Below are 22,895 nucleotides of genomic sequence, written 5' to 3'. Positions count from 1 at the left end.
TTCAAATGACGAAGCGGGATTCGGTGCATTCCATGATAGGTTTTTGTTACTTATACATAAGGAAGTTTTTTCGCCGTTTTCCTTGTAAAAGAAATGCTTTTCGGGTATATTATACATAGATTTTATTGTTTCTTCCATTAATTATAAATTTTATCTAGTACCACGTGTTTTGACATAATTTTTTTACCTTACAATTATTGTTTCTGATTATTTATTTTCCCTATGTATTTATTTTATACTCTAATAAGGAGGCCTGTGTATGGGAGAGTTTGGAAGTCTGGGGATTTTTCTCGTGGTGGCGCTGCTGTTTCCTGTCATGGCGCTCGGTCCTGCATTTCTCTTGCAGCCGAAGCAGCCGTCACCGCAGAAATACATCCCCTACGAGTGCGGTGTCGACCCGATCGGCTCGCCGTATGTGCAGTTCCGCGCGGGGTATTTCCTCTACGCGCTGCTCTTCATCGTCTTTGACATCGAGACGGTGTTCCTCTATCCGTGGGCGGTGGAGTTCCAGATGCTGGGGCTGTTCGCGCTGCTCGAGATGTTCGTCTTCGTCGGAATTCTCGCGCTCGGCCTTGGCTATGCGTGGCGAAAGGGGGATCTCACATGGAGATAGCGGATCGCGTTCCCGAAAGCCTGCGGCACAATGTCTTCGTGGTGAAGCTCGACGAGCTTCTGCGCTGGGCGCATGCGAGCTCGATCTGGCCGCTCTCTTCGGGGCTTGCCTGCTGTGCAATCGAGATGATGAGCACGGCGACGGCGCGCTTCGACCTCGCGCGCTTCGGCTACGAGGTGTTTCGCCCGTGTCCGCGTCAGGCGGATCTCCTGATCGTTGCGGGGACGCTGACGTGGAAGATGGCAGATCCGATTGTACGCCTCTACGAGGAGATGCCCGAGCCAAAATATGTGATCGCAATGGGGGCGTGTACAATTGCGGGCGGCCCCTTTGCGGATTCGTATGCCGTTGTGCCGGGCGTGGATGAGATCCTGCCCGTGGATGTCTATATCCCCGGCTGTCCGCCGCGTCCCGAGGCACTGATCGACGGGATGCTCAAGCTGCGCGAGAAGATTCTACACCCCGAACGGGTCGCTGCCGAGCGTGCGTTCTGGGCGGAGCAGGCGGAGAAGAAGGCGGTGAACGCATGAGAAAAAACTATGTATCTCTCGATGCGCTTGCCGGCATCCGACTTGCCTTTCCCAATGCAGAGTACGATGCCGAGGCAGAGCGTCCCGCCCTCTATATCGGGGCAGATGAACTCATCGCGCTGCTGACATTCCTGCGCGACGACAGCAATCTGCAGCTGACGCGTATGGAGAATGTGACGGCGGTCGACTGGAAGGATCGCTTTGAGATGGTCTACCATCTCTTTTCATACACACATATGCACTGGCTGACGGTGAAGGTGACGCTGGATCACGATGCCCCCGTCATCCCGTCGGCAACGGCAGTGTTCCCGGGCGTGGAGTTCGAGGAGCGCGAGGTCTATGACCTCATGGGAATCACGTTCACGGGGCATCCCGATCTCAGGCGCGTGTTTCACCATGAGGATTTCGTCGGGCATCCGCTGCGCAAGGACTTTGTGCCGCCGCCTCCGCCGAACATTCCGCGCATCCGAAGGGAGGGGATCTGATGGTACGCAGCGAGACCTACACGCTTAACATGGGGCCGCAGCATCCCTCGACGCACGGCGTTCTGCAGGTACAGCTCGAGCTTGACGGTGAGCGCATCGTGAAGGCGACGCCGATCATGGGCTATCTCCATCGCGGCATCGAAAAGCTGCTCGAGGACAGGACGTATGTGCAGGGACTCCCCTATACGGATCGCCTTGACTACATCTCTGCGATGAACAACAATTTCGGCTATGCGCTTGCGGTTGAGGAGCTTGCGGGCATCGAGACGACACCGCGTGCGGAGTACATCCGTGTCATCATGGCGGAGCTGAACCGCATCAACAGCCATTTGATCTTTATCGGGACGCTTGCAAACGATCTGGGCGCGTCGACGGGAATGCTTTACTGTTTCCGCGACCGCGAGAAGATCCTCGACATCTTCAACCTCGTCTGCGGTGCACGGCAGACCTTCCACTATATCCGCATCGGCGGGGTCAAGGAAGACATCTCACCCGAGGCAGAGGTGCTGATTCGCGCGTTTCTCGATGAAGTTCCCGTTTTTCTTGAGGAGTACAACAAGCTTCTGACGGGGAACGAGATCTTTATCCGCCGCATTGTGGGGACATCGCCGCTGACAACGGAACAGGCACTGTCCTACAATATGACGGGGCCGAATCTGCGTGCGACGGGGCTGGCCTTTGACCTGCGCAAGGTGGATGGCTACAGCGTCTATGACGACTTTGACTTTGACATCCCCGTGGGCAAGAACGGCGACAACTGGGATCGCTACATGGTGAAGCTGAATGAGATCGCCGAGAGCGCGAAGATCATTCGTCAGGCGATCGACGGTCTGCCCGAGGGTGACTTTATGGGGAAAAAAGTACCCAAGGTCATCAAGCCGCCGAAGGGCGAGGTGTTCAGCCGTACGGAGGGCACGCGCGGCGAGCTCGGCTTCTACATTGTCAGCGACGGGACGACGAAGCCGTACCGCATCCACATCCGCCGCCCCTCGTTCGTCAATATGCAGGGGCTGGATGCGATGTGCCGCGGTATGTTCATCGGTGACTCGGTCGCCGCGTATTCATCCATCGACCCGATCATGGGCGAAGTGGACTGCTGAGAAAGGAGGCAAATGATGGAACTTTCTTTCTTGGGAGCGATTGCACTCACGCTGCGCGCTGCTGTTTACAGTGTTGTGCCGATCCCGTTTGTGGTGGATCTTGTCATGACCTTCGTCGGCATCGCAATCCTGCTCGGGATCATCTCGATGGCGGCGATTGTCTTCACCTATGCGGAGCGCAAGATCTGTGCGTTCATCCAGGTGCGCATCGGTCCGAACCGCGTCGGCGGACGCTTCGGTCTGCTTCAGCCCATCGCGGATATGCTGAAACTCATGAGCAAGGAGGATATCATGCCCGCCGGTGCGGACAAGGTGGTCTGGGCACTCTCGCCCGCACTGCTCTTTGTGCCTGCGGCACTCGCCTATGCGTTCTTCCCGTTCGATGCGGGCGCGGTACTCGCCGATGTGAACGTGGGTGTGTTCCTCCTGTTCGCTGTCTCGGGACAGGCGGTTCTGCCGTTCCTGATGGGGGGCTATGCGTCGAACAATAAATACTCGTTCATCGGCGGCATGCGCATCGTCGGGCAGATGCTCAGCTATGAGGCACCGCTGCTCTTTTCGCTGCTCGGTGTCGTCATGATTACAGGCTCTCTGCGCATGGACGACATCGTGCAGATGCAGGCGCAGACAAGCTGGTTCATCTTCATGCAGCCGCTCGCGTTCATCATCTTCCTGATTGCGGCGGTCGCGGAGACGAACCGCACGCCGTTCGACCTCGTGGAGGGCGAGTCCGAGATCATTGCAGGCCCCTTTACGGAGTACTCGGGGATGCGCTGGGCGCTGTTCTTCCTTGCGGAGTACGCGAACCTCCTGACGGCGGCGATTCTCGCGACAACGTTCTTCCTGGGCGGCTACAGCGGCCCCGAGTTCCTGCCGGGCTTCGTCTGGTTCGCCCTCAAGGCGGTACTCATGGTGCTGCTCATCATGTGGTTCCGATGGACGTTCCCACGTACGCGCGTCGATCAGATCCTCACCTTCGGCTGGAAGGTGCTCGTGCCGCTCTCGATCCTCAATGTCTTTTTGACGGGGGTCGGGATGTATCTCGTCGGTATTGTCTAAAGGAGGGGCTCTGATGTTTGGAAAAGGCCTCTTGACAGGCATGAGCGTCACATGGAAGCATCTCTGGGGCAAGAAGGAAACGTTCTGCTACCCCGAAGAAAAACTTCCGATGACGGATAATTTCCGCGGGGGAAACCTCGCGATGGACTGGCGTGTCTGCATCGGCTGCTCGATGTGTGCGAATGCGTGCCCGAACAAGGCACTCGATCTTACCATTGTACAGGATGCAAAGAAAAAGCGTCATATGAAGTCCTATGTGCACAAGTCCGGACGATGCCTCTACTGCAATCTCTGCGTGGAGGTCTGCCCCGTCAAGACCCTCGTCTGGGACAAGGAATATGCGATCTCGACGTGGAGCAAGGAGACGATGACCCACGACGCAATGACGGATGCGGATCGCGCGGATCTGGAGGAATTCCTCGCGCAGGTCGAAGTTGAGGCAGCGGAGGAAAAGGCGAAGAAGGAAGCCGCTGCCAAGGCAAAGGCGGAGGCGGCCGCGAAGGCAAAAGCCGAGGCGGAGAAGGCGGCGGCGGAGAATCCGGAGACGGCAAAGCCTGCGGCAGCGGAAAAACCCGCTGCACCCGCCGATGCAGCAGAAAAAATGGCGGCGGCGAAGGCGGCTGCAGCCAAGGCAGCTGCGGCAAAAGCCGCCGCAGCAAAATCTCCGGTGGCGGAGAAATCGGCTGAGACGAAGGCGGAGCCGCCCGTCGAAACGAAGAACACGGAGCAGAAAGGAGGGACGGCATGAGTATCATCTTCTATTTTCTTGCGGCGGTGACAATCATCGGTGCCCTCGGTGTCGTCCTGTCCCCAAATGTTGTGCACAGCGCACTCTTCCTCGTCCTCTCCTTTATCGGTGTGGCGGCGATCTACTTCTATATCGGCGCGGAGTTCCTCGGCGCGGTGCAGCTGATGGTCTACAGTGGCGCGGTTGCCGTCCTCATTGTCATGGCGATTATGCTGACGCGGCGCGACTCAATGGCGCAGTCGAACCCCTCGCAGAAGCTCTTTCGCCGCGTGGTGACGGGTTTGCTCGCGGGCGGCTTCTTCTTCCTCATCGGTCTCGGCATCGTCCTCTCCCCCTTGCCGGGTGGAGAACTCGGCGCATCTACGGGTGCGCAGGAGATTGCGCGGCTGATGCTCGGCACGTACATCCTGCCGTTTGAGATCGTGGCGGTGCTGCTGCTCGTCGCGATGGTCGGGGCACTTGTCCTCGCGAGGGGAGGGGATACGGCATGATTGGACTGCCAGATTTGCTCTTTGTCGCGGCCGTACTCTTCTGTATCGGACTTTACGGTCTGCTCACACGGCGCGGCATCATCCCGATTCTCATGTGCGTGGAGCTGATGCTCAATGCGGTGAACATCAACCTCGTCGCATTCGACCGCTTCTATGCACACAACATGGAGGGACAGCTCATGGCTCTCTTCTCGATTGCGGTCGCCGCGTCCGAGATCGCCGTCGGGCTTGCCCTCGCATTCCGTCTGTATCAGATCCGCTTCACGACGAATGTCGATGAACTGGATACGCTCAGAGACTAGGGGAGGGGAGCAATATGTTTACATTTGCACTCACGCATGCCTATCTGATCCCACTCTTCCCTGCGCTCGCATTTCTCATCATCGGGCCGTTTACGCGGCAGGAGAAAAACCTCTCCGCGACGATCGCAATCACGATGATGTCTCTTGCGTTCGCGTTCTCTGTCTTCGTCGCTCTCGCCACCGTGAACTATCAGATCACGATGAACGATCCCTATGTGATGAAGGCACTCTGGGCGCAGATCGGCGATGTGAAGCTGACAATGGGCGTGCTCATCGATCCTCTCGCGGCGATGATGCTCGTCATTGTGACGCTTGTCTCGCTGCTCGTCTATATCTACTCCGTAAGCTACATGGAGCACGACGAGGGGATGGGGCGTTTCTTCGCGTTCATCTCGCTGTTCTCGGCGGCGATGCTCGGGCTCGTCGTCTCGGTCAACTTCCTCCAGCTCTACGTGTTCTGGGAGGGGGTCGGACTTTGCTCGTACCTCCTCATCGGCTTCTACTATCACAAGGTTTCGGCGCGTGAGGCGGCAAAAAAGGCATTCATCACGACCCGCATCGGCGATTTCGGGATGCTCGTCGGCATCCTGCTCGTCCAGATGGTGTTTGGTACGATGGATTTCATCGAGCTGCGTATGCTCGTGCCCCCCTATGTTCTCGCTGCGGGCACGGGCTTCCTGACCGTCATCGGCCTCCTGCTCTTTATGGGGGCGATCGGCAAGTCGGGACAGTTCCCGCTCCACGTCTGGCTGCTCGATGCGATGGAAGGCCCTACGCCCACATCGGCACTCATCCATGCGGCGACAATGGTCGCGGCGGGTGTCTACCTCGTCGCACGCGCATTCTTCATCTTCAGTGAATCTCCGTTTGTGATGGACTTTATCGCGGGGCTCGGTGCATTTACCGCGCTCTTTGCGGCGATCATCGCCGTGACCCAGCGCAAGTTCAAGTCGGTGCTCGCGTACTCGACCATCAGTCAGCTCGGCTATATGATGCTTGCGGTCGGTGTCGGTGCGTTCTCCGCCTCGATGTTCCACCTCATGACGCACGCCTTCTTCAAGGCGATGCTCTTCCTCTGTGCGGGTGCCGTCATGCACGCACTGCACGATGAGACGGACATTACGAAGATGGGCGGCCTGTGGAAAAAGATGCCGCTGACCTTTGCGGCAATGCTTGTCGGTGTGCTTGCCATTGCGGGCATTCCGCCGTTCTCGGGCTTCTTCTCAAAGGATGAGATCCTCGCGGCGGTCATGCACGCGAGCACCCCGCTCTACGTGATGGCAACCGTCACGTCCTTCCTAACGGCGTTCTATATGGCGCGTCTGCTCATTTTGGCGTTCCTTGGCGAGAGCCGCAGCAAATACGAGGCTCACGAGGTCGACGCATTCATGCGCTGGCCAATGATTATGCTCATTATGCTCACCCTCGTGAGCGGCGCGTTGGGGTACTTCGGCGGCTTCTCCGTTTGGGTCAATGAAGGTGTACCGCATCATGAGACAATCGACTGGACGGTTGCAGGGACGAGTACGGTGCTTGCACTGATTGCCTTTGCCGCCGCCTATCAGATCTACGGGCGGCACAGTTTGCGGACGGCGATGCAGCAGCGCAGCTACGGTTTCCTCTACCGCGTCGTCTATAACAAGTTCTACATCGACGAACTCTACGGTTATTTCCGTGAGCGGCTCGTCTACGGCACGGCGCTGATCCTGAAATGGGTCGATGAAAAGATCTTCGACAACATTATGATCGGTCTGGGGGCGTATGCGCTCGCCACGAGCGACCTCCTCACGGAGTCTGCGAACGGGCAGGCACAGCGGTACGTCGTCGTATTCTACACGGGTGTGCTCATTCTCCTTTGCTACGCGCTCTATTGGGCGATACAGATCATCGCTTACTGGGGAGGTGGGTTCCGATGATGACATTTCCGATTCTTTCGGTCATTCTCCTGACCCCGCTTGCGGCAGCACTCATCATTGCGCTTCTGCCGGGGCGGCTGCACGATACGATTCGTCAGCTCTCCGCGTTTGCGATGATGGTCGCAACCATCCTCACGCTCTTTGTCTATGCGGACTATGATATGGCGCGCGGCGGGATGCAGTACACGGAGTACATCCCGTGGATCACGGATCTCGGCGTAGCGTATTCGCTTGGTGTTGACGGCATCTCGCTGCCCATGCTTCTGCTCTCGAGTGTTGTCGGGCTTGCCGCAATCTACAGCTCGTGGCACGTGGAGAAGCGCGTGAAGGAGTACTTTGTGCTCCTCCTCATCGTCATTGCAGGCGTGTCGGGGGCATTCCTCGTGCGCGACCTCTTCTTCTTCCTTGTGCTCTGCGAGATGGTTGTCATTCCGGCGTACCTGATGGTGCTCATCTGGGGCTCGTCGGAGCGCGTGAGCAAAGAGCATGCGGCGATGAAGATGACGATCTTCCTGCTCGTCGGCTCGGCATTCATGCTGCTCGGTGTGCTCCTCCTGTATGTGAGCGCGTACGAGTCGGGGATGCGCACGTTCGATTTCGAGGCACTTGCTACTGCCGCACTCATGGGGCATATCTCGTGGGAGATACAGGTCACGGCATTCTTCCTCCTCCTCATCGGGTTCGGGTCGCATCTTTCGATGTTCCCGTTCCACATCTGGTCCCCCGACGGCTATGCGGGCGCGCCGACGGCAATCTCGATGATCAACGCAGGTGTGCTGAAAAAGATCGGAGGCTACGCGCTCATCCGCATCGGCTTCTTCATTCTGCCGCTCGGTGCAAAGTTCTGGGCACCCGTGATCGCCGTGCTTGCGATGATCAACGTCATCTATGCGTCCTACATTGCGCTCGCGCAGCGCGACATCAAGTACATGATTGCGTATTCCTCGGTTTCCCACATGGGCTATGTCCTGCTCGGCTTTGCGGCTCTGAACGTCGTGAGTGTGAGCGGTGCGGTTGCCTACATGGTTGCGCACGGCATTATGCTCGCGCTCTTCTTCTCGCAGGTCGGCTATGTCTATGAGAAGACGGAGCTGCGCAGCGTCGGCGACCTCTGGGGACTGGCACATCATATGCCGCACATCACGGTCGGCTTTATGCTCGCGGGTCTGTGCTCGCTCGGGCTGCCGGGGCTGATCGGCTTTATCCCGGAGTTCACGATCTTCGTCGGCATCATCGAGGTCTATCCCGTGATTGCCGTGATTGCCGTTTCGGGCATCATCTTCACGGCGTTCTACGTCCTGCGCATGCTCGCGCGCGTGCTCTTCGGGCCGCGTGTGGAACGCTTTGCGAAATTCCCCGATGAGCGCAAGATTGACATTGTGCCGCTCGTCGTGCTCGGCGTCTTCCTCGTCGGATTCGGTGTGTTCCCGGGACTGCTCATGAATGTCGTGGATACGGGGGTTGCCCCGCTCGCGCCGCTCTTTGAACTGATTCAGGATGCGCCGACAATCTTAGGAGGTGGGCACTGATGCTGCAAGCGATGAATTTTACCGCGATCTCCGTGGAGATCGGAATCGCCGCACTGATGGCGGTGGTGCTCGTCACCGATCTCGTCCTCAAAAAGGACGCGCCGCGCTGCCCTGTGGTCTGGCTGACCGTTGCAGGGCTTCTCGGTGTGCTCGCGCTTGCCGTGGGCATGTACCCGCCCGACGGCGGTGCGACCGCATTCTATGCGGGACTTTACATCGTCGATGGCTATTCCGTGTTCTTCAAGATTCTCTTCATCATCGGGATTCTATCGACCGTCATCTTTGCGGCGGACTATGTGGAGCAGACACTTAGGCACAAGGGGGAGTTCTATCTGCTCCTTCTCTCGGCGCTGCTCGGCATGTGCGTCCTTGCCTCGGCGAACGACCTCATGACGGCGTTCGTCGGACTTGAGCTGATGACGATTTCGTTCTACGGGCTCGTTGCGATTCGTACGGATTCGCCGCTCTCGGCGGAAGCGGGCATCAAGTATCTCGTCTTTGGCTCCGGTTCGACGGCGGTGCTGCTCTACGGTATGAGCCTCGTCTACGGCATGACGGGGACGATGGTGTTCCAGAACATTGCACAGGGGCTTGGGCTCGTGTTCTCACTCGGGCTGATCGGCGTGGTCTTTATCCTTGCCGGTTTCTTCTTCAAGCTCTCGATCATTCCGTTCCACCTCTGGGCACCCGATGTGTACGAAGGTGCGCCCGCACCCGTGACGGCACTCCTTGCGATGTGCTCGAAGGCAGCGGGGATTGCGATCCTGCTGCGTGTGCTCTTTGTGGCATTCCCGTTCCTCTCGCCGTACTGGGCGCATCTGCTTGCAATTTTTGCGGCGGTTTCGATGGTCGGCGGCAACCTCATGGCATTCCGTCAGACGAATATTAAGCGTATGCTTGCATACTCGTCCATTGCACAGGCAGGCTACATGATGACCGCGATGGTCGCGACGAATGCAGCGGGCATCAAGGCGGTGCTCTTCTACGCGATGGTCTACGTCTTCGCAAATGTCGGCGCGTTTGTCACAGTATCCTACCTTGAGACGAAACGTGGCGGCGCGGACTTTACGAGTGTGCGCGGACTTGCAAAAGACTCCCTGCTCCCGGCGGGCATCCTGATGGTCGCCCTGCTCACGATGGCGGGCATCCCCCCGACGGCGGGCTTCGTCGGGAAGATCTACATCTTCTCCGCCGCGATTGACGCGGGCTATCTCTGGCTCGCGGGTGTCGGCTTCGTCATGTCGATGATGTCCGTCTACTACTACCTGCTTGTCATCAAGGAGATGTTCCGCGATGTCGAGGAGGGGGAGAAGGTGGTCGAGGAGCATCTGCGTCTGCCGCTTCCGGCAAGCGCAATGGGGATCATCGCCGTCGCCTTTTCTCTCATCATCGGCGTCTGGGCAGAACCGCTCTCGATCTTCAGCAATGTTGCGGTCTATACGTTTATGAGGTAAACTTAATCATCCAATGCCCAATCAAAAAACGCTCGACGGAACGTCGGGCGTTTTTTGTGTGCTGGGGAAAAGTTTCTATTTCATCTCGTCTAGGATGGAGTCATCGCCGCCCTTGAAGAGCATGTATCTAGCGAGATCTTCCTGGAATTTGCCGATGTCATCGGGAATCCACTTGCCCGTGTCCTTGTCCTTTTTGACCTCGACCTCGAAGGACTGCTGTCCCGCAACCTTGGCATTCTTCATGTCGTCGGAGAATAGCTTCAGGTACATATCACCGAACTTGTCAAGAGCTGACATATCGTTTGGATCCATCTTCTCGATCTCTTTTTCCATCTTTTGCATTGAACCCATCATGACAGAAGCGAATTCAATGTAGTCGGTCGTGATCTTGACCTTAGCGGAATTATCGCTCTTGGATACGACCTCCGTCTTGATCTTTAGTTCTTTGAGTTTGTCACCCATGATCTTCTGGGCACTGTCCATTCCTTCCTGCGTTGCGCTGAGACTCTTCCCGAGCTCTTTGATGAAGACCTCACTGATGGGCTTGGCACCGTCGCCTGTCAGCTTGAAATCCTTCATCGCAGCGGTATCACCGTGACCGATTCCCTCCGCGAGTGCCTGGACATCAACATTCGGATCGTTCCCGCCGCAACCCATGAGCGTGACACTCGTAAAGAGTGCGAAACAGAGGGCGAGCAAGAGCTTGCTCATCGTTGACATATAGGTGTTCATCGTCGTTCCTCCTTTTCCTGAGAAAAAACCAAAACCAACCCAATATCCCTTTTGGATACTCTCCAGAAAGTTCCCCTATATTTTATCACAGGCAAAGAAAAAACGTACTGTCATAAATAACAGGTTTCACGAAAAATTTTGAAAAAATTCTATAAAAATAGATCTGCCGCATCATTTATGCAGCAGATCCAAAAGAAAGTATAGAAATCTCGGACAAAACAATGGGCTGAAGTTATCAGCGGCTTCTATATATCCCAGTGCAGTCCTTCTGGATTCGGTGTCGCGCGGTCGATTTCACGCAGAATCCACGGGGCATTTTCATGTGTCGCGGCAAAGGCATCCGCAAGGCCCTGCTCATACGCAGGCGGGATCTCCATCGCGTGAATTGCCATGTGCATATAGTCCTTTGCGATGAGAACGACGCCGCGCTCGGCGGCGAGATGTGCCTTGAACCGATAGCCGTAGTAGAGATAGGAATTGTGCGGCACCGCCTCCGCAAGGCCGTCAAAGGCGGCAATGCGCTCATCTGCCTCCGCCTCTGCTTCCTCGGTCATGCGCAGCTTGTGCATGAGATTCCAGCGATCCGCCCAGAGCTCGCCGCGCAGGATGTACTTGTAGAGGAAATCCGTGGATTCGGCACATTCGATCGCCAGGTTGATGTGCTCAAGCGCAGCTTCCCGGGTCGCCTTGTCCGCCGCTTCGAGGGCACTCAGCCCCTGCATAGCATAGACTTTTTCCTCTACATCCTGTGCAAGCTCCTCGTTCGGCTCTGCGTCGACGACGCTCAGAAAGAGCTCCAAGGCTTCGGCATGGTATTCTTCGGTCTGTGTGAGGAAGTGGGCAAGGCGTGCGCGTGCATGCCAGTCCTCCACACCGCCTGCAAAGAGCTCGTGCGGCGGGGCTGCCGCTCCGAGACGATCCAAAACAACGTGGATGAGTTCGTGAAAGTGTTCCTGTGTCATAGTTCTATCACCTGTTTCATACGGTCTAAAAGGGGAAGGTCGTGCGTGATGACGATGAGCGTACCGCCGCGTGCATCGAGTGCCGCGAGCACACACTCAATCAGGCGTGCACCACGCTCTGCATCCAGTCCTGCTGTGGGTTCATCGAGGAGGAGCAGCGGGGCATCGGAGGCAAGGGCAAGCGCCGTGAGAAGGCGGCTGCGCTGTCCACCCGAGAGCCGTGCGGCATTTACACCGAGCGGCTCGTCGAGGCCTGCGGGGAGCGCATGCACGACATCGGCAAGCTGCGCTGTTTCAAGTGCATGCCACATCCGCTGCTCATCCATATCCGCGTGCAGGCGCAGGAAGTTGTCACGCGTCGATGTGCTGAAGAGAAAGCTCCCCTGCAGGGACGCTCCAAAGAGGGCGCGTGAGGCGTCGGCAGAAATGGCGGTGTGCGGTACTCCTCTATATGAGATTGTACCGTTGTCGGGCTCCCAGAGGCGCAGGAGAAGGCTTGCAAGCGTGGTCTTGCCTGCGCCGCTCTCGCCGATGATCGCCGTGTGCTCGCCGCGCCGAATCGTGCATGAAAAATCCTGCAGGATCGGAATGCCGTCATGGTAGGCAAAGGCGAGATGCTCCGCCGCAATCAGCGGAGCATCCTCCTGCCACGCGAGAGAGGATGCTGACAAGTTTTTTTCAGAGGACTGTTCCTTTGCTGGCAGGATCGTCTCTGCTGCCTGCACTGCCTCCACTGCACCGAGGCTTGCGGCGGGCAGAGGACGGTACTCGCTGATAACGGCTTCGAGGACGAGCACCCAGACAGCGTACTGCACGCCTGTCAGTGTCCCGTCCGCGACGCGCGGCGTAAGGAGAACAATCAGGAGAATCCAGACCGCGACACGCAGAACATCGAGCAAGGTGAAGAGGCGCTCGCGCTTCGTGCGTTTGTCATCCTGTTTTTGCTGAAAAACCTCCGCTGCATGATCGAGCTGTCCCTGTGTCCGTCTGAGTGTACCCGCCGCCGCAAGCTCAGCACGTCCGTCGAGGCGGTCGAGCAAAATTTCTCGATAGGAAGTGCTCTCCGTGCGCAGATCTGCTTCATGCAGAAGGTGGGGGAGGGCGAGATGCAGGAGATAGAGAAATGCAATAAGAAGTGCGCCCCATGGGCTGAGCGGCAGGAGTACCGCACAGGTCACGGCAGTGAGCATTCCTGCAATCAGCGGCTGCGGAACGGTACGCAGGTAGAAGTCACGCAGGGTCTCGCAGCCCGTCAGAAGATCGTGCAGAAATTCGCCTTCGCGGACATTGCCCTCCCGCAGAGGAATCGTTGCAGCAGAACGTCGATAGGTTGCCTGCTGTAGGTTCTCATAGCACGCAAATGCAAGTCGATGGGAGAGCAGACGGTCGAGATAGCGAAAGACGGCACGCCCGATGCCGCACGCCCGCACCAATGTAATCGCAAGTGCAAGCGTGGAGAGCGGCGGCTGCAGTGCCGCGCTTGCGATGATCCACGCAGCCGTCCCGATCAGAGCAATGCCCGAGGCGGCCGCGAGAACACCCGCGAGGAGGGCGGGCAATGCCTTTGACGGTGCCGCGATTGCGAGCAGACGAACAAGTGCAGTCATGCGTGCTCACCTCCCAATGTGATGACATGATCTGCCCACGCAATGAGTGCGGGGCGGTGTGATGTCAGAATCAGCGTGCGATGATGGGCAAAGCGCGTCAGTGCATGAATGACGGTTGCTTCTGTCGCTTCGTCCAGTCCCGCTGTCACCTCGTCGAGGAGGACAATGGGGCGGTTCTGGAAGAACGCCCGTGCGAGCCCGAGACGGTGACGCTGTCCGGCAGAAAGGGGATGTCCGCCCTGTCCGAGCGGTGTCCGAAGTCCCTCGGGCAGGGCGCACACGAAGTCTCCGAGTGCCGCTGCTTCGAGCGCCTCGATAGCGGCTTCGTCCGAGGCGTTTTCATGCCACAGGCTGACATTCTCGGCGAGCGTTGCTGTAAAGATATGCGGCTCCTGTGGTACGTAGGTGATGAGATTTTGTTTTGTTGCCTCCGAGAGCTGTGTAAGGTCAAATACGTTGGCGCTCCCTGCCCCGTCCGCGAGCACAATCTTTCCCTCGGTCGGTGCAATCTGACCTGCGAGCAGGAGGAGCAGCGTGGACTTGCCGATGCCGCTCGCCCCTGCGAGCACCGTGGACTTTCCTGCGGGGAAGGAGAGGGTCAGATCGGTAAGCACCTCCTCCGCGGTCAGTGGATAGCGATAGGAGAGCTGTTCTGTATGCACGGCGGGCGGTGACAGGATCTGACTGCGTGCGCCGTCCGTGGGGGAGGGGAGATCCAGATAGGGGGTGAGCGCCTCCTCTGCCGTCTTTGCATCCATCGCTGCATGGAATGCAATGCCGCCCTCGCGCAGTGGCTGATAGAACAGCGGCGCAAGAATGAGTACAAAGAACGCCGGCTGGAAGGACATCATTCCTTCCAGAAGACGCAGACCGATGGAGACGGCAATGAGCGCAATCGAGAGGGTGGTAATCAGCTCCAGTGCGAATGCCGAGACAAAGGCAAGCCGGAGAACGGAGAGCGATGCCTCGGCGAAGCTGTGGCTCATATGCGCGAGATGCACGCCCTCGGCATCGATGCGGCGAAAGATCTTGAGCGTCATTGCCGCGCGCACAAGCTCGCCGAAGCCGTTTGTGAGCGTCTGCATCTTGTCCCACTGGCGTTCGCTCGCACGGCGCGTCGCCTTTCCGATGAGGAAGAGCAGGAACGGCGCAATCGGCAGCGTTACGAGGAAGAGCAGCGCCGAGAGTGGGTCTGCAAACGCCGTGACAATGAGGATCAGAGGGATGAGCACTGCGCCCGCAATCATCGTTGGCAGCACCGTGTGGAAGAATGGGTCGAGTGCATCTACGCGCTCAAGGGTCAGTGTCAGTGTACCTGCAGAGGTACGTCCGTGCATCAGCATCGCCTCGTGCAAGGCCGTGCGTACAGAGAGGCGCAGCCGATGGGAGAGCTGCGCCTCGATGCGTCCCTTGGGGAGGCGCAGCAGTGCCATAGAGAGGACGCACAAAAACAGCATCAGAAGATCTGATGCTGTTTCGGTAGGTCCGCCGTGCTCCATGAATACTGCATTCACGATGACGGCAGTTTCCCATGCCGCCGCGATGACGAGCCCCCCGTGGAGGAGTTCGATCACCGCGCGTATGAGGAGGCTGCTGCGTTCGGTGTGCAGCACAGAGCGTAGAATGGACTTCTTTTTTTTCATTGTGATTAGTATGCCTGATGTCCCGCATCGTTTGGAGAGATGCGTTTGCGGAAGATGTAGTACGTCCAGATCTGATAGCCGAGGATAATCGGAACGAGGATGACCGCTGCGACTGTCATGATGGAGAGTGTGTACTCCGTTGAGGACGCATTGTAGATCGTGAGGCTCCAGCCCGCATTCAGGCTTGAGACCATGAGGCGCGGGAAGAGCCCCGCGAAGAAGCCAACCGTCGTGCCCGCGATGGCAAGACCGCCAAGGATGAACGCGGGTTTATGTGCCTTGGCATAGAGCGCACCGATGGCAGCGACAAACGCTGCGGCGGAGAGGACAAGTGCGCCAGCTGCAAGCGGGCTGCTGTAGAGGTCGGTATTCGTGTACGTGAGTACCATGCAGAGTACGTAGAGAAGCGCTGCAGCGACACCGAATTTCAGCCCATAGCTGCGTGCACGCTCCAGCAGGTAGCGATCCGTAAGGCGCAGGTTCAGGAATGTCGCGCCGTGGAATGCAAAGACTGCGAAGAATGTCACGCCGCCGACCACCGTGTACGGGGTCAGGAGATCGAAAAAGCCGCCTCGATAGACCATATTTGCGCCGATGGGCAGACCCGCGATGAGGTTCGTGACAACCACGCCCCAGAGGAACGCGGGGACGATGCTGCCGAACGCAATCGCACACGACCATGCGCGCTGCCATTTTTCATCCGTGCGCTGATGGCGAAACTCGAATGCGACCGCACGCAGGATGAGCGCGACGAGCATGAGAAAGAGCGCAATGTAGAACGTGCTGAAGAGCGTGGCGTAGACATGCGGGAATGCCGCGAACATTGCGCCGCCCGCCGTAATCATCCAGACCTCGTTCCCGTCCCAGACAGGGCCGATGGAGCGAACGATCTGAGAGCGGTCGCTCTCCTTGTCCGAGAGGAGTGTGAGCAGTGTGCCGACACCGTAGTCGAATCCCTCAAGGAAGAAGAATCCCGTGAAGAGGACGACGATGAGCACGAACCAGAGAATATTGTAGTCCATTCTTACTTCCCTCCTTCGATGGCAGGTGTGATCTGCGTGCGGCGGATGAAGCGGAAGGCGATGTAGAGCGCCGTGATGATGAGCAGCAGATAGAGCACGGTAAAGCCGATTATCGTGAACATAATCTCTGCCGAGGTAAGGTTCGGCGACACACCGTCAACGGTTTTTTGCAGCCCCATGACGAGCCACGGCTGACGACCCATCTCCGCAACGATCCAGCCGCAGGAATTCGCAATAAAAGGAACGATGACGAGCCACGGGAGCGCGAAGAGTAACTTCTTCGCCGAGAACAGCTTGTCCTTTTTCGCGAGGTAGAACACCACGAGCGAGACGAGCACCATGAAGAAGCCGGCGCCGACCATCGCACGGAACGCGTAGAAAAGCATGGTGACATGCGGACGGTAGTCGCCAGGACCAAATTTTTCGACGGCTTCCTTCTGAAGGTCGTTGATGCCGCGCACCTCACCCTGGATGCCGTCATGTACCATGATCGTGAACATATAGGGGATCGTGATCTCGAAGTCGTTGTGCCCCTTCTCCATGTTTGGATAGGCGAGTACAGCGAACGGCGCAGGATCCTCCGTCTCCCAGAGTGCCTCCATCGCGGCGAGCTTCATCGGGCTTGCCTGCGCGAGATACTGCGTGTGCAGATGTCCGCTTGCGATGACGCCGACGACGCCGACAATGGTGTAAATCGCGCCCGCCTTGATCGCCTGTGTAAAGGCGTAGCGTGATTCCGTATCGTGGAGCAGCTTCCAAGCCGAGACCGCCATGACGACAAAGCCCGCCGTCGTGATGCCGGCAAAGAGCGTATGAGACTGCTCGCCGAGGATGTAGTGATTCGTCACGAGTTCAAAGAAGCTCGCCATTTCCGCGCGCCCGTTGGCAATGGTGTAGCCGACAGGGTGCTGCATGAAGGAGTTCGCGACGAGAATCCAGAACGCGGACAGATTGCTGCCGAGAGCAACGAGCCAAATACAGGCACAGTGTGCCTTTTCCGGCAGCTTATCCCAGCCGAACATCCAGATGCCGAGGAACGTCGACTCGAGGAAGAACGCCGTCAGTGCCTCAAGTGCGAGCGGTGCGCCGAAGATGTCGCCCATGAAGCGCGAATACTCCGACCAGTTCATGCCGAACTGGAACTCCTGCACCAGACCGGTAGCGACACCCATCGCAAAGTTGATGAGAAAGAGCGTGCCGAAGAAATGCAACAGCTTTCGGCAGGTCTTCTTCCACTCCGGCTTCTTCGTCCGCACATAGCACGTCTCAAGCATGGCGACGAAAATCGCCATGCCGAGGGTGACGGGGACGAAGAGAAAGTGATAGATGGTGGTGATTGCAAACTGCCATCGTGACAGCAGCACTTCTTCCATTTCCAAACCCCTCCTAAAATAAAATACCTATGATGATAATAACACCGACTTTTGTGCGCTCTCTGCGACAAAAGACTCTGATTCGGTGAATTATATCATAGGTTAAAATGAAATACAAGTTAGATGGATATATTCACTTATTTAAGAATGAATATTTATTAACCTCATTCCCGAAGTGCGTTCACAATGAGCAGAATGAGGAGCAAAACAAGAGCACCGCCGACGATGGGATAGGGGAGCACGGTGGCATCGAAGAAGGTGAGTACGCCCGCTGCGGCAGGTGTAAAGAGGAAGAGAAAGAGGAGGCTCAGCCAGCGATTCTGTTTTGCGCGTGCGCGTGCGGCATTGCATGTGTCCCAGAGCGTGACAAGACTCGGCAGCCCCTCCTTGTCCAGTACAATGTCCGGCATGAAGCTTGTGGATCGTCCCTGGTTGCGCAGTGCCTGTGCCTCAAAGTAGGCAGCATCCTCAGGAGGCATAAGCGGCTCCATTTCGCTTGGCTTCTCATCGTTCTGTCCGCGCATGAGTTCCTCATGCAGCGGATCGCGCGGCGTGTCTTCCTCTTCGGGGGTGGGCTGTTTCTCGAGCGAGGAGGGGCAGCCGATGCTGATGTCTGCTGCACGCAGGGCTGGCTGATCTGCCATAGGGTCACCGACCATCGCAACGACTGCACCGCGCGATTGGAGCAGACGGATCTCGCGTGCCTTGTCCGTGCCCGTGAGGTCGGCGCGCACCTCGCTGATACGGAGCTCTTTGCCCGTTGCATTTGCGAGGCGCTTCGTCTCACCCGTGAGGAGGATGAGGGAGAGTCCGCGCTCCTTCAGGGCGATCAGTGCGCGCCGCGCCTCTGCTCGTACATCGTCGCGGACGGCGATGATGCCGCGCGCGTATTTGCTTGAGCTGACGAAGAGTGGCGTCTGTCCGCTCGTTGCAAGCTGATCGGCGCGCGTGAGGAGCGCAGCGCTGATCTCGATGTTCTCCTCCTGCAGCCACTCCTTCTTGCCAACGCGCACAGGCGTGCGTGCAATCAGCGCCTCGACGCCGAAACTCTCCGTCTCGCGCGCGGCAGAGTGACGCTGCAGGTGCAGACCGCGCTGGACAGCGGTGTCGTAGAGTGCATGCGCATAGGGGTGTGTTGCCTCGCGCTCGGCACTCGCGGCGAGTGCGAGCAGAGAGCCCTGCGTCATGCCCTCGGGCACGAGCGCAGAGATGAATACGCTGCCTTCCGTGAGCGTGCCGTTGCGGTTGAATGCGATTGTGTCCACATGCAGCAGCTCCGTGAGTGCGCTCATGCGGCTGCATGTGATACCCGAGTCACGCAGCCGCCGCTTGATGCGCAGTCCAATGAGCATGCGCGAGACAATGAAGGGCAGAGGCGAAGCGGCGAGAAAGACCCCGAGAAAAATTTCGGACGCTGCTTCGACTGTGATGTCGCCCGCGATGTACCAGTATCCCGCAGCTCCTGCCGCAAGAACGACGCTTGCGATAAAATGAAAGAATGAAGAAAACATTTTTTTCAAGGACGTTCAACTCCTGTCCTGTTACTTTTACACGGGCATTATAGCACAGGCGCGGGGATGTGACAAATCTCTTATCTACGTCCATCTGAGAGACTGTTTTATCAGCGATTCCCAAGATTTTCTTGTGTGCACATCGTTTCTATGGTATAATTCAGTTATTGTGATAATGTAAATTACATTTTGGAGATACGACATGGAGCTATTGCACGCAGTTTTTTCCATCTTTTCAGAACGCAGTGCGTTCTTTGTACAGCTCTTGGTTGAGCACCTGTGGATCTCGGGGGCAGCAATCGGCATCGCTGTTGTGCTTGGCGGGGTGGCAGGTGTCCTCATTCATCGTTATGAGCGCGCGGCGGCACCGACGCTTGGCACGGTGAACTTTCTCTATACGATCCCATCGATTTCGATGCTCGGTTTTTTGATTCCGTTTTTCGGCATCGGCAACCGCTCGGCGATCATTGCACTCACGATCTATGCACTCCTGCCGATGGTGCGCGCGACGCATACGGGGCTTGCGCAGATACAGCCCTCGCTTGTGGAGGCGGCAATCGGCATGGGCGGCTCGGCGTTTCATGTGCTGACGCGCGTTCAGATTCCGCTTGCGATGCCCGTCATCATGTCCGGGATTCGCAATATGGCGACGATGACGATTGCACTTGCCGGCATTGCGTCCTTTATCGGTGCGGGCGGTCTCGGTGTTGCCATCTATCGCGGCATCACGACGAACAACCCCGCGCTCACGATTGCGGGGAGCCTCCTGATCGCCGTGCTTGCGCTCGTGGTGGACGGCGCACTGGGGCAGGTCGAGGCGTGGCTGAAACGCCCCGCACGCATCACAGGAAACGTACGCGCTGCCTATGCGGGGGCAGCTGCCGTACTGCTCATTGCCGTGAGCACCGTGACCTACGGCTTCTTTGGCAAGGCGGATGTTGTCCATATTGCGACCAAGCCGATGACGGAGCAGCTGATTATGGGCGAGATGCTGAAACTCCTGATTGAGCACGATACGGGGCTCGAGGCGCGCATCACAGCGGGCGTCGGCGGCGGTACGTCGAACATCCACCCCGGGATGGAGAGCGGCGCGTTCGACATTTACCCGGAGTATACGGGAACGGGCTGGAACATGGTGCTCAAGGAGGAGTCAAAATACAGCGAGGAACTGTTTCCGCAGCTGTCCGAGGAATATGAGCGGCGTTTTGCGATGCGTTGGGTCGGGATGTACGGCTTCAACGATACGTTCGGCGTTGCCGTTCGGCGGGAAATTGCTGAGAAGTACGATCTGCACACTTACTCTGATCTGCGCCGCGCTGCCCCGCAGCTGACGTTTGGTGCGGAGTATGATTTCTTCGAGCGTGCGGATGGATTTCCCGCGCTCTGCAAGGCATACGGACTTGATTTTGCACGTACGGTTGATCTCGATATCGGGCTGAAATATCAGGCGCTTGCGAACAAGCAAATTGATGTGATGATTGTGTTCACGACGGATGGGCAGCTTGCGGCGGCAGATGCACGCGTCTTGACGGACGATCAAGGATTCTTTCCGTCCTATCGCTGCGGCAACGTCGTGCGCGCGGAGGTCTTGGATCGCCATCCAGAGCTTGATGCTGCGCTCGAAAAGCTGACGGATAAGATCACAGATGAGGAGATGGCGGCAATGAACTACGCCGTCGAGAGTGAGGGCAAAGAGCCACGCGCCGTTGCGGAAGAGTTTCTGCACGGGAAAGGAATTGTTTGAGCGTGAATGTGCGCCCCCATCACTGTAGCGGTGGTGGGGGCGCTTTATGCTATTCCTTGAAAATCTCTCTGCATAATGTTAGAATACAGAAGAGTAAAAATATTTCGCAGGAGGAAGCGTTATGAGTATAAACACAACAAAGGCGGAGCAGGACAAGGTGCTCCGTCTGATGGCGGAGAAGTACTCGACGAAGGAGATTGTCTACGAGAAAATCGTCTATCTGAAATCGCAGCTCATGCTGCCGAAGGGCACGGAGCACTTCATGAGCGATCTGCACGGCGCGTACGATTCGTTCTTTCACATCCTCAACAACTGCTCTGGTGTCATCAAGGAAAAGGTGGACTACTGCTTCGGCGAGCGTATGACGGAGGAGGAGAAGGCGGAGTTCTGCACGCTGATCTACTATCCGCGCGAGAAGGTGGAGCAGCTCACGGTGGAGGGCAAGGCGGACGCAATCTGGTATCAGCAGAACATTGCGAATCTGCTCGAGCTGACCAAACTCATGAGCTGGAAATTCCCTGCGAGCAAAATGCGCAGCTACATTCCCAAACGCTACGAATCCGTCATTGTGGAGCTGCTGAGCACGCGCCCCGAGCTGGATGAGGCGCAGCTCTACTACTATAAACAACTGATTGAGACCATCGTGGAGATCGGCGGCGGTACGGACTTCATCGATGCGTTCAGCGTGCTCGTCAAGCGGCTCGCGGTCGAGCGCATCCATATCGTCGGCGACTTCTTCGATCGCGGCGACCGTCCTGACGGCATCCTCGACCTCCTCATGCAGCATCCGTCCGTTGACATTCAGTGGGGGAACCACGACGTGCTCTGGATGGGTGCGGCACTCGGCAGTGAGGTCTGTATTGCAGCGGTCATCCGCAACTCGCTGCGCTACCGCAATACGGACGTGCTGGAACGCGGCTACGGCATCAGCCTGCGCCCGCTCTCGACGTTTGCCTCGCGCATCTATCCCGATGAGAACCCGATCAAGGCGGCAGAGCGTGCGATCTCGATGATGATGTTCAAGCTTGAGGGGGCGCTCATCAAGCGCAATCCGGACTTCCACATGGAGGATCGTCTGCTCCTCGATAAGATCAACTTCAGCCTATCCTGCGTCACATTGAACAATGGACGGCGCGTGGAACTCGATAGTGCCTACTTCCCGACGATTGACGACGGCGCGGACTGCTACGAACTGACGGAGGAGGAGCGGCACATCATTGACGATCTGCGCTCCTATTTCCTTGAGAGTAAGGCACTCCAACGCCATGTGGACTATCTCTACGAGCGCGGCAGTATGTATATGTGCTACAACGGCAACCTGCTCTTTCACGGCTGCGTTCCCATGAATGAGGACGGCAGCTTCCGCACCATTACCTACAAGGGCGAGGAGTACACGGGACGCGCGTGGATGGACTTTTGTGAGGAAAAGGCACGCGCGGCTTGGAACGAACACGCGCAGGAAGGCTTGGACTTTATGTACTTCCTCTGGTGCGGACTGCTCGCGCCGACCTCGGGACGCTCGTTCACAACGTTTGAGCGTTCCTTTATCTCCGACGAGTCGACGTGGAAAGAGCCGTCCGACCCATATTTCCGCCTCATCAAGGAGGAGGCGATCTGCGAGAAGATCCTTGTGGAGTTCGGGCTTGACCCCAAGCACGGGCACATCATCAACGGGCACGTTCCCGTCAAGGTGAAAAAGGGGGAGAGTCCGTTGCGTGCGAATGGTCGTGCGATCATCATCGACGGCGGTTTTGCGACACCATATCACTCCAAGACGGGCATCTCGGGCTACACACTCATCTACAACTCGCGCGGGCTGCGTCTCCTCCAGCATCAGACGGTGGCGAATGTGCGTGAGGCACTGCGCGAGAACCGCGACATCGAGTCCGTCTCGCAGACGGTCGAGCTGCAGGCACGCAGCTGCCTTGTGCGCGACACCGATCGCGGCGCGGCGATCATGGACGAGATCGCTGACCTGCACGCCCTCCTGCGAGCATATCAGACAGGGCATATCAAGCCGCAGTAAGAGCATAAGAAAGCCCGCACATTGCATTCGATGTGCGGGCTTTCTTAT

20 protein-coding genes are annotated in these 22,895 nt (G+C 57.5%); 13 read left to right on the top strand and 7 right to left on the bottom strand.

The features are described 5' to 3' along the window. Positions 1–259 precede the first annotated feature (259 nt). Genes H1B31_RS11070 through H1B31_RS11020 form a run of 11 tightly spaced genes read left to right on the top strand, consistent with a single transcriptional unit; the run spans position 260 to position 10,227 of the window. A complete protein-coding gene (locus H1B31_RS11070; protein ID WP_009655904.1) occupies positions 260–613 on the top strand; it encodes an NADH-quinone oxidoreductase subunit A in 354 nt (117 codons plus the stop codon). Further along, positions 604–1,143: an NADH-quinone oxidoreductase subunit B gene (locus H1B31_RS11065; RefSeq protein WP_185980361.1), complete on the top strand. Its 540-nt coding sequence runs from the start codon at positions 604–606 to the stop codon at positions 1,141–1,143. The genes H1B31_RS11070 and H1B31_RS11065 overlap by 10 nt, the downstream gene beginning before the upstream one ends. Continuing rightward, complete coding sequence (locus H1B31_RS11060; RefSeq protein WP_185980360.1) at positions 1,140–1,628, top strand: NADH-quinone oxidoreductase subunit C; 489 nt, start codon at positions 1,140–1,142, stop codon at positions 1,626–1,628. Before H1B31_RS11065 ends, H1B31_RS11060 begins: the two co-directional genes overlap by 4 nt. Further along, positions 1,628–2,728 carry an NADH-quinone oxidoreductase subunit D gene (locus H1B31_RS11055; protein ID WP_185980359.1) on the top strand — a complete coding sequence of 367 codons (1,101 nt, stop codon included), beginning with the start codon at positions 1,628–1,630 and terminating at the stop codon, positions 2,726–2,728. The genes H1B31_RS11060 and H1B31_RS11055 overlap by 1 nt, the downstream gene beginning before the upstream one ends. Positions 2,729–2,740: 12 nt before the next feature. Then, a complete protein-coding gene (nuoH, locus tag H1B31_RS11050; protein ID WP_185980358.1) occupies positions 2,741–3,787 on the top strand; it encodes an NADH-quinone oxidoreductase subunit NuoH in 1,047 nt (348 codons plus the stop codon). A 13-nt stretch (positions 3,788–3,800) separates the two neighbouring features. Continuing rightward, positions 3,801–4,535, top strand: a complete 735-nt coding sequence (locus H1B31_RS11045) for a 4Fe-4S dicluster domain-containing protein (RefSeq protein WP_185980357.1) — start codon at positions 3,801–3,803, stop codon at positions 4,533–4,535. Next, complete coding sequence (locus H1B31_RS11040) at positions 4,532–5,026, top strand: NADH-quinone oxidoreductase subunit J (RefSeq protein WP_185980356.1); 495 nt, start codon at positions 4,532–4,534, stop codon at positions 5,024–5,026. Before H1B31_RS11045 ends, H1B31_RS11040 begins: the two co-directional genes overlap by 4 nt. Further along, complete coding sequence (nuoK, locus tag H1B31_RS11035) at positions 5,023–5,328, top strand: NADH-quinone oxidoreductase subunit NuoK (protein WP_066847389.1); 306 nt, start codon at positions 5,023–5,025, stop codon at positions 5,326–5,328. Before H1B31_RS11040 ends, nuoK begins: the two co-directional genes overlap by 4 nt. 14 nt (positions 5,329–5,342) lie before the next feature. Beyond that, positions 5,343–7,244, top strand: coding sequence for an NADH-quinone oxidoreductase subunit L (gene nuoL, locus H1B31_RS11030; RefSeq protein WP_185980355.1), 1,902 nt, complete (start codon positions 5,343–5,345; stop codon positions 7,242–7,244). Further along, positions 7,241–8,773, top strand: coding sequence for a complex I subunit 4 family protein (locus H1B31_RS11025; RefSeq protein ID WP_185980354.1), 1,533 nt, complete (start codon positions 7,241–7,243; stop codon positions 8,771–8,773). Before nuoL ends, H1B31_RS11025 begins: the two co-directional genes overlap by 4 nt. Beyond that, positions 8,773–10,227 (top strand): NADH-quinone oxidoreductase subunit N, encoded by a 1,455-nt coding sequence (locus H1B31_RS11020; protein WP_185980353.1) that lies wholly within the window; start codon positions 8,773–8,775, stop codon positions 10,225–10,227. Before H1B31_RS11025 ends, H1B31_RS11020 begins: the two co-directional genes overlap by 1 nt. Before the next feature lie 75 nt (positions 10,228–10,302). Here the strand turns inward: H1B31_RS11020 and H1B31_RS11015 are convergent, their stop codons facing one another. The 7 genes from H1B31_RS11015 to H1B31_RS10985 form a co-directional block, all read right to left on the bottom strand. Beyond that, positions 10,303–10,959: a hypothetical protein gene (locus H1B31_RS11015; protein WP_009441898.1), complete on the bottom strand. Its 657-nt coding sequence runs from the start codon at positions 10,957–10,959 to the stop codon at positions 10,303–10,305. A gap of 245 nt (positions 10,960–11,204) precedes the next feature. Further along, positions 11,205–11,921, bottom strand: a complete 717-nt coding sequence (locus H1B31_RS11010) for a tetratricopeptide repeat protein (protein ID WP_185980352.1) — start codon at positions 11,919–11,921, stop codon at positions 11,205–11,207. Next, positions 11,918–13,528 (bottom strand): amino acid ABC transporter ATP-binding/permease protein, encoded by a 1,611-nt coding sequence (locus H1B31_RS11005; protein ID WP_185980351.1) that lies wholly within the window; start codon positions 13,526–13,528, stop codon positions 11,918–11,920. The genes H1B31_RS11010 and H1B31_RS11005 overlap by 4 nt, the downstream gene beginning before the upstream one ends. After that, positions 13,525–15,171 (bottom strand): thiol reductant ABC exporter subunit CydD, encoded by a 1,647-nt coding sequence (gene cydD, locus H1B31_RS11000; RefSeq protein ID WP_185980350.1) that lies wholly within the window; start codon positions 15,169–15,171, stop codon positions 13,525–13,527. Before cydD ends, H1B31_RS11005 begins: the two co-directional genes overlap by 4 nt. A 5-nt stretch (positions 15,172–15,176) precedes the next feature. After that, a complete protein-coding gene (gene cydB / locus H1B31_RS10995; protein ID WP_185980349.1) occupies positions 15,177–16,193 on the bottom strand; it encodes a cytochrome d ubiquinol oxidase subunit II in 1,017 nt (338 codons plus the stop codon). Between the two features lie 2 nt (positions 16,194–16,195). Further along, positions 16,196–17,566: a cytochrome ubiquinol oxidase subunit I gene (locus H1B31_RS10990; RefSeq protein ID WP_185980348.1), complete on the bottom strand. Its 1,371-nt coding sequence runs from the start codon at positions 17,564–17,566 to the stop codon at positions 16,196–16,198. 164 nt (positions 17,567–17,730) lie between these two features. Next, the gene (locus H1B31_RS10985; protein ID WP_185980347.1) at positions 17,731–19,086 is read right to left on the bottom strand and encodes an HAD-IC family P-type ATPase; all 1,356 of its coding nucleotides are present in this window, start codon (positions 19,084–19,086) and stop codon (positions 17,731–17,733) included. Between the two features lie 193 nt (positions 19,087–19,279). On the opposite strand from H1B31_RS10985, the gene H1B31_RS10980 reads away from it, so the two are divergent. Continuing rightward, positions 19,280–20,821, top strand: a complete 1,542-nt coding sequence (locus tag H1B31_RS10980; protein ID WP_185980346.1) for an ABC transporter permease/substrate-binding protein — start codon at positions 19,280–19,282, stop codon at positions 20,819–20,821. A gap of 121 nt (positions 20,822–20,942) precedes the next feature. Then, on the top strand, positions 20,943–22,847 hold the full coding sequence (locus H1B31_RS10975; RefSeq protein WP_185980345.1) for a fructose-1,6-bisphosphatase: 1,905 nt from the start codon (positions 20,943–20,945) through the stop codon (positions 22,845–22,847). Positions 22,848–22,895: the final 48 nt, after the last annotated feature.

The sequence above is a fragment of the Selenomonas timonae genome (assembly GCF_014250475.1).
GTDB classification, from domain to species: Bacteria; Bacillota; Negativicutes; order Selenomonadales; family Selenomonadaceae; genus Centipeda; species Centipeda timonae.
Note: the sequence above shows the minus strand (reverse complement) of the source record. Positions and strands in the feature narration are given on the sequence as shown.

Excerpts from the sequence above, each read along its gene's own strand:
- H1B31_RS11025 (WP_185980354.1), top strand. The coding sequence starts at position 7,241 with ATGATGACATTTCCGATTCTTTCGGTCATTCTCCTGACCCCGCTTGCG.
- H1B31_RS10980 (WP_185980346.1), top strand. The coding sequence starts at position 19,280 with ATGGAGCTATTGCACGCAGTTTTTTCCATCTTTTCAGAACGCAGTGCG.
- H1B31_RS11055 (WP_185980359.1), top strand. The coding sequence starts at position 1,628 with ATGGTACGCAGCGAGACCTACACGCTTAACATGGGGCCGCAGCATCCC.
- H1B31_RS11005 (WP_185980351.1), bottom strand. The coding sequence starts at position 13,528 with ATGACTGCACTTGTTCGTCTGCTCGCAATCGCGGCACCGTCAAAGGCA.
- nuoH (WP_185980358.1), top strand. The coding sequence starts at position 2,741 with ATGATGGAACTTTCTTTCTTGGGAGCGATTGCACTCACGCTGCGCGCT.
- H1B31_RS11015 (WP_009441898.1), bottom strand. The coding sequence starts at position 10,959 with ATGAACACCTATATGTCAACGATGAGCAAGCTCTTGCTCGCCCTCTGT.
- H1B31_RS10990 (WP_185980348.1), bottom strand. The coding sequence starts at position 17,566 with ATGGAAGAAGTGCTGCTGTCACGATGGCAGTTTGCAATCACCACCATC.
- H1B31_RS11010 (WP_185980352.1), bottom strand. The coding sequence starts at position 11,921 with ATGACACAGGAACACTTTCACGAACTCATCCACGTTGTTTTGGATCGT.
- H1B31_RS11045 (WP_185980357.1), top strand. The coding sequence starts at position 3,801 with ATGTTTGGAAAAGGCCTCTTGACAGGCATGAGCGTCACATGGAAGCAT.
- cydD (WP_185980350.1), bottom strand. The coding sequence starts at position 15,171 with ATGAAAAAAAAGAAGTCCATTCTACGCTCTGTGCTGCACACCGAACGC.
- nuoK (WP_066847389.1), top strand. The coding sequence starts at position 5,023 with ATGATTGGACTGCCAGATTTGCTCTTTGTCGCGGCCGTACTCTTCTGT.
- cydB (WP_185980349.1), bottom strand. The coding sequence starts at position 16,193 with ATGGACTACAATATTCTCTGGTTCGTGCTCATCGTCGTCCTCTTCACG.
- H1B31_RS11020 (WP_185980353.1), top strand. The coding sequence starts at position 8,773 with ATGCTGCAAGCGATGAATTTTACCGCGATCTCCGTGGAGATCGGAATC.
- H1B31_RS11065 (WP_185980361.1), top strand. The coding sequence starts at position 604 with ATGGAGATAGCGGATCGCGTTCCCGAAAGCCTGCGGCACAATGTCTTC.
- H1B31_RS10975 (WP_185980345.1), top strand. The coding sequence starts at position 20,943 with ATGAGTATAAACACAACAAAGGCGGAGCAGGACAAGGTGCTCCGTCTG.
- H1B31_RS11060 (WP_185980360.1), top strand. The coding sequence starts at position 1,140 with ATGAGAAAAAACTATGTATCTCTCGATGCGCTTGCCGGCATCCGACTT.
- nuoL (WP_185980355.1), top strand. The coding sequence starts at position 5,343 with ATGTTTACATTTGCACTCACGCATGCCTATCTGATCCCACTCTTCCCT.
- H1B31_RS11070 (WP_009655904.1), top strand. The coding sequence starts at position 260 with ATGGGAGAGTTTGGAAGTCTGGGGATTTTTCTCGTGGTGGCGCTGCTG.
- H1B31_RS11040 (WP_185980356.1), top strand. The coding sequence starts at position 4,532 with ATGAGTATCATCTTCTATTTTCTTGCGGCGGTGACAATCATCGGTGCC.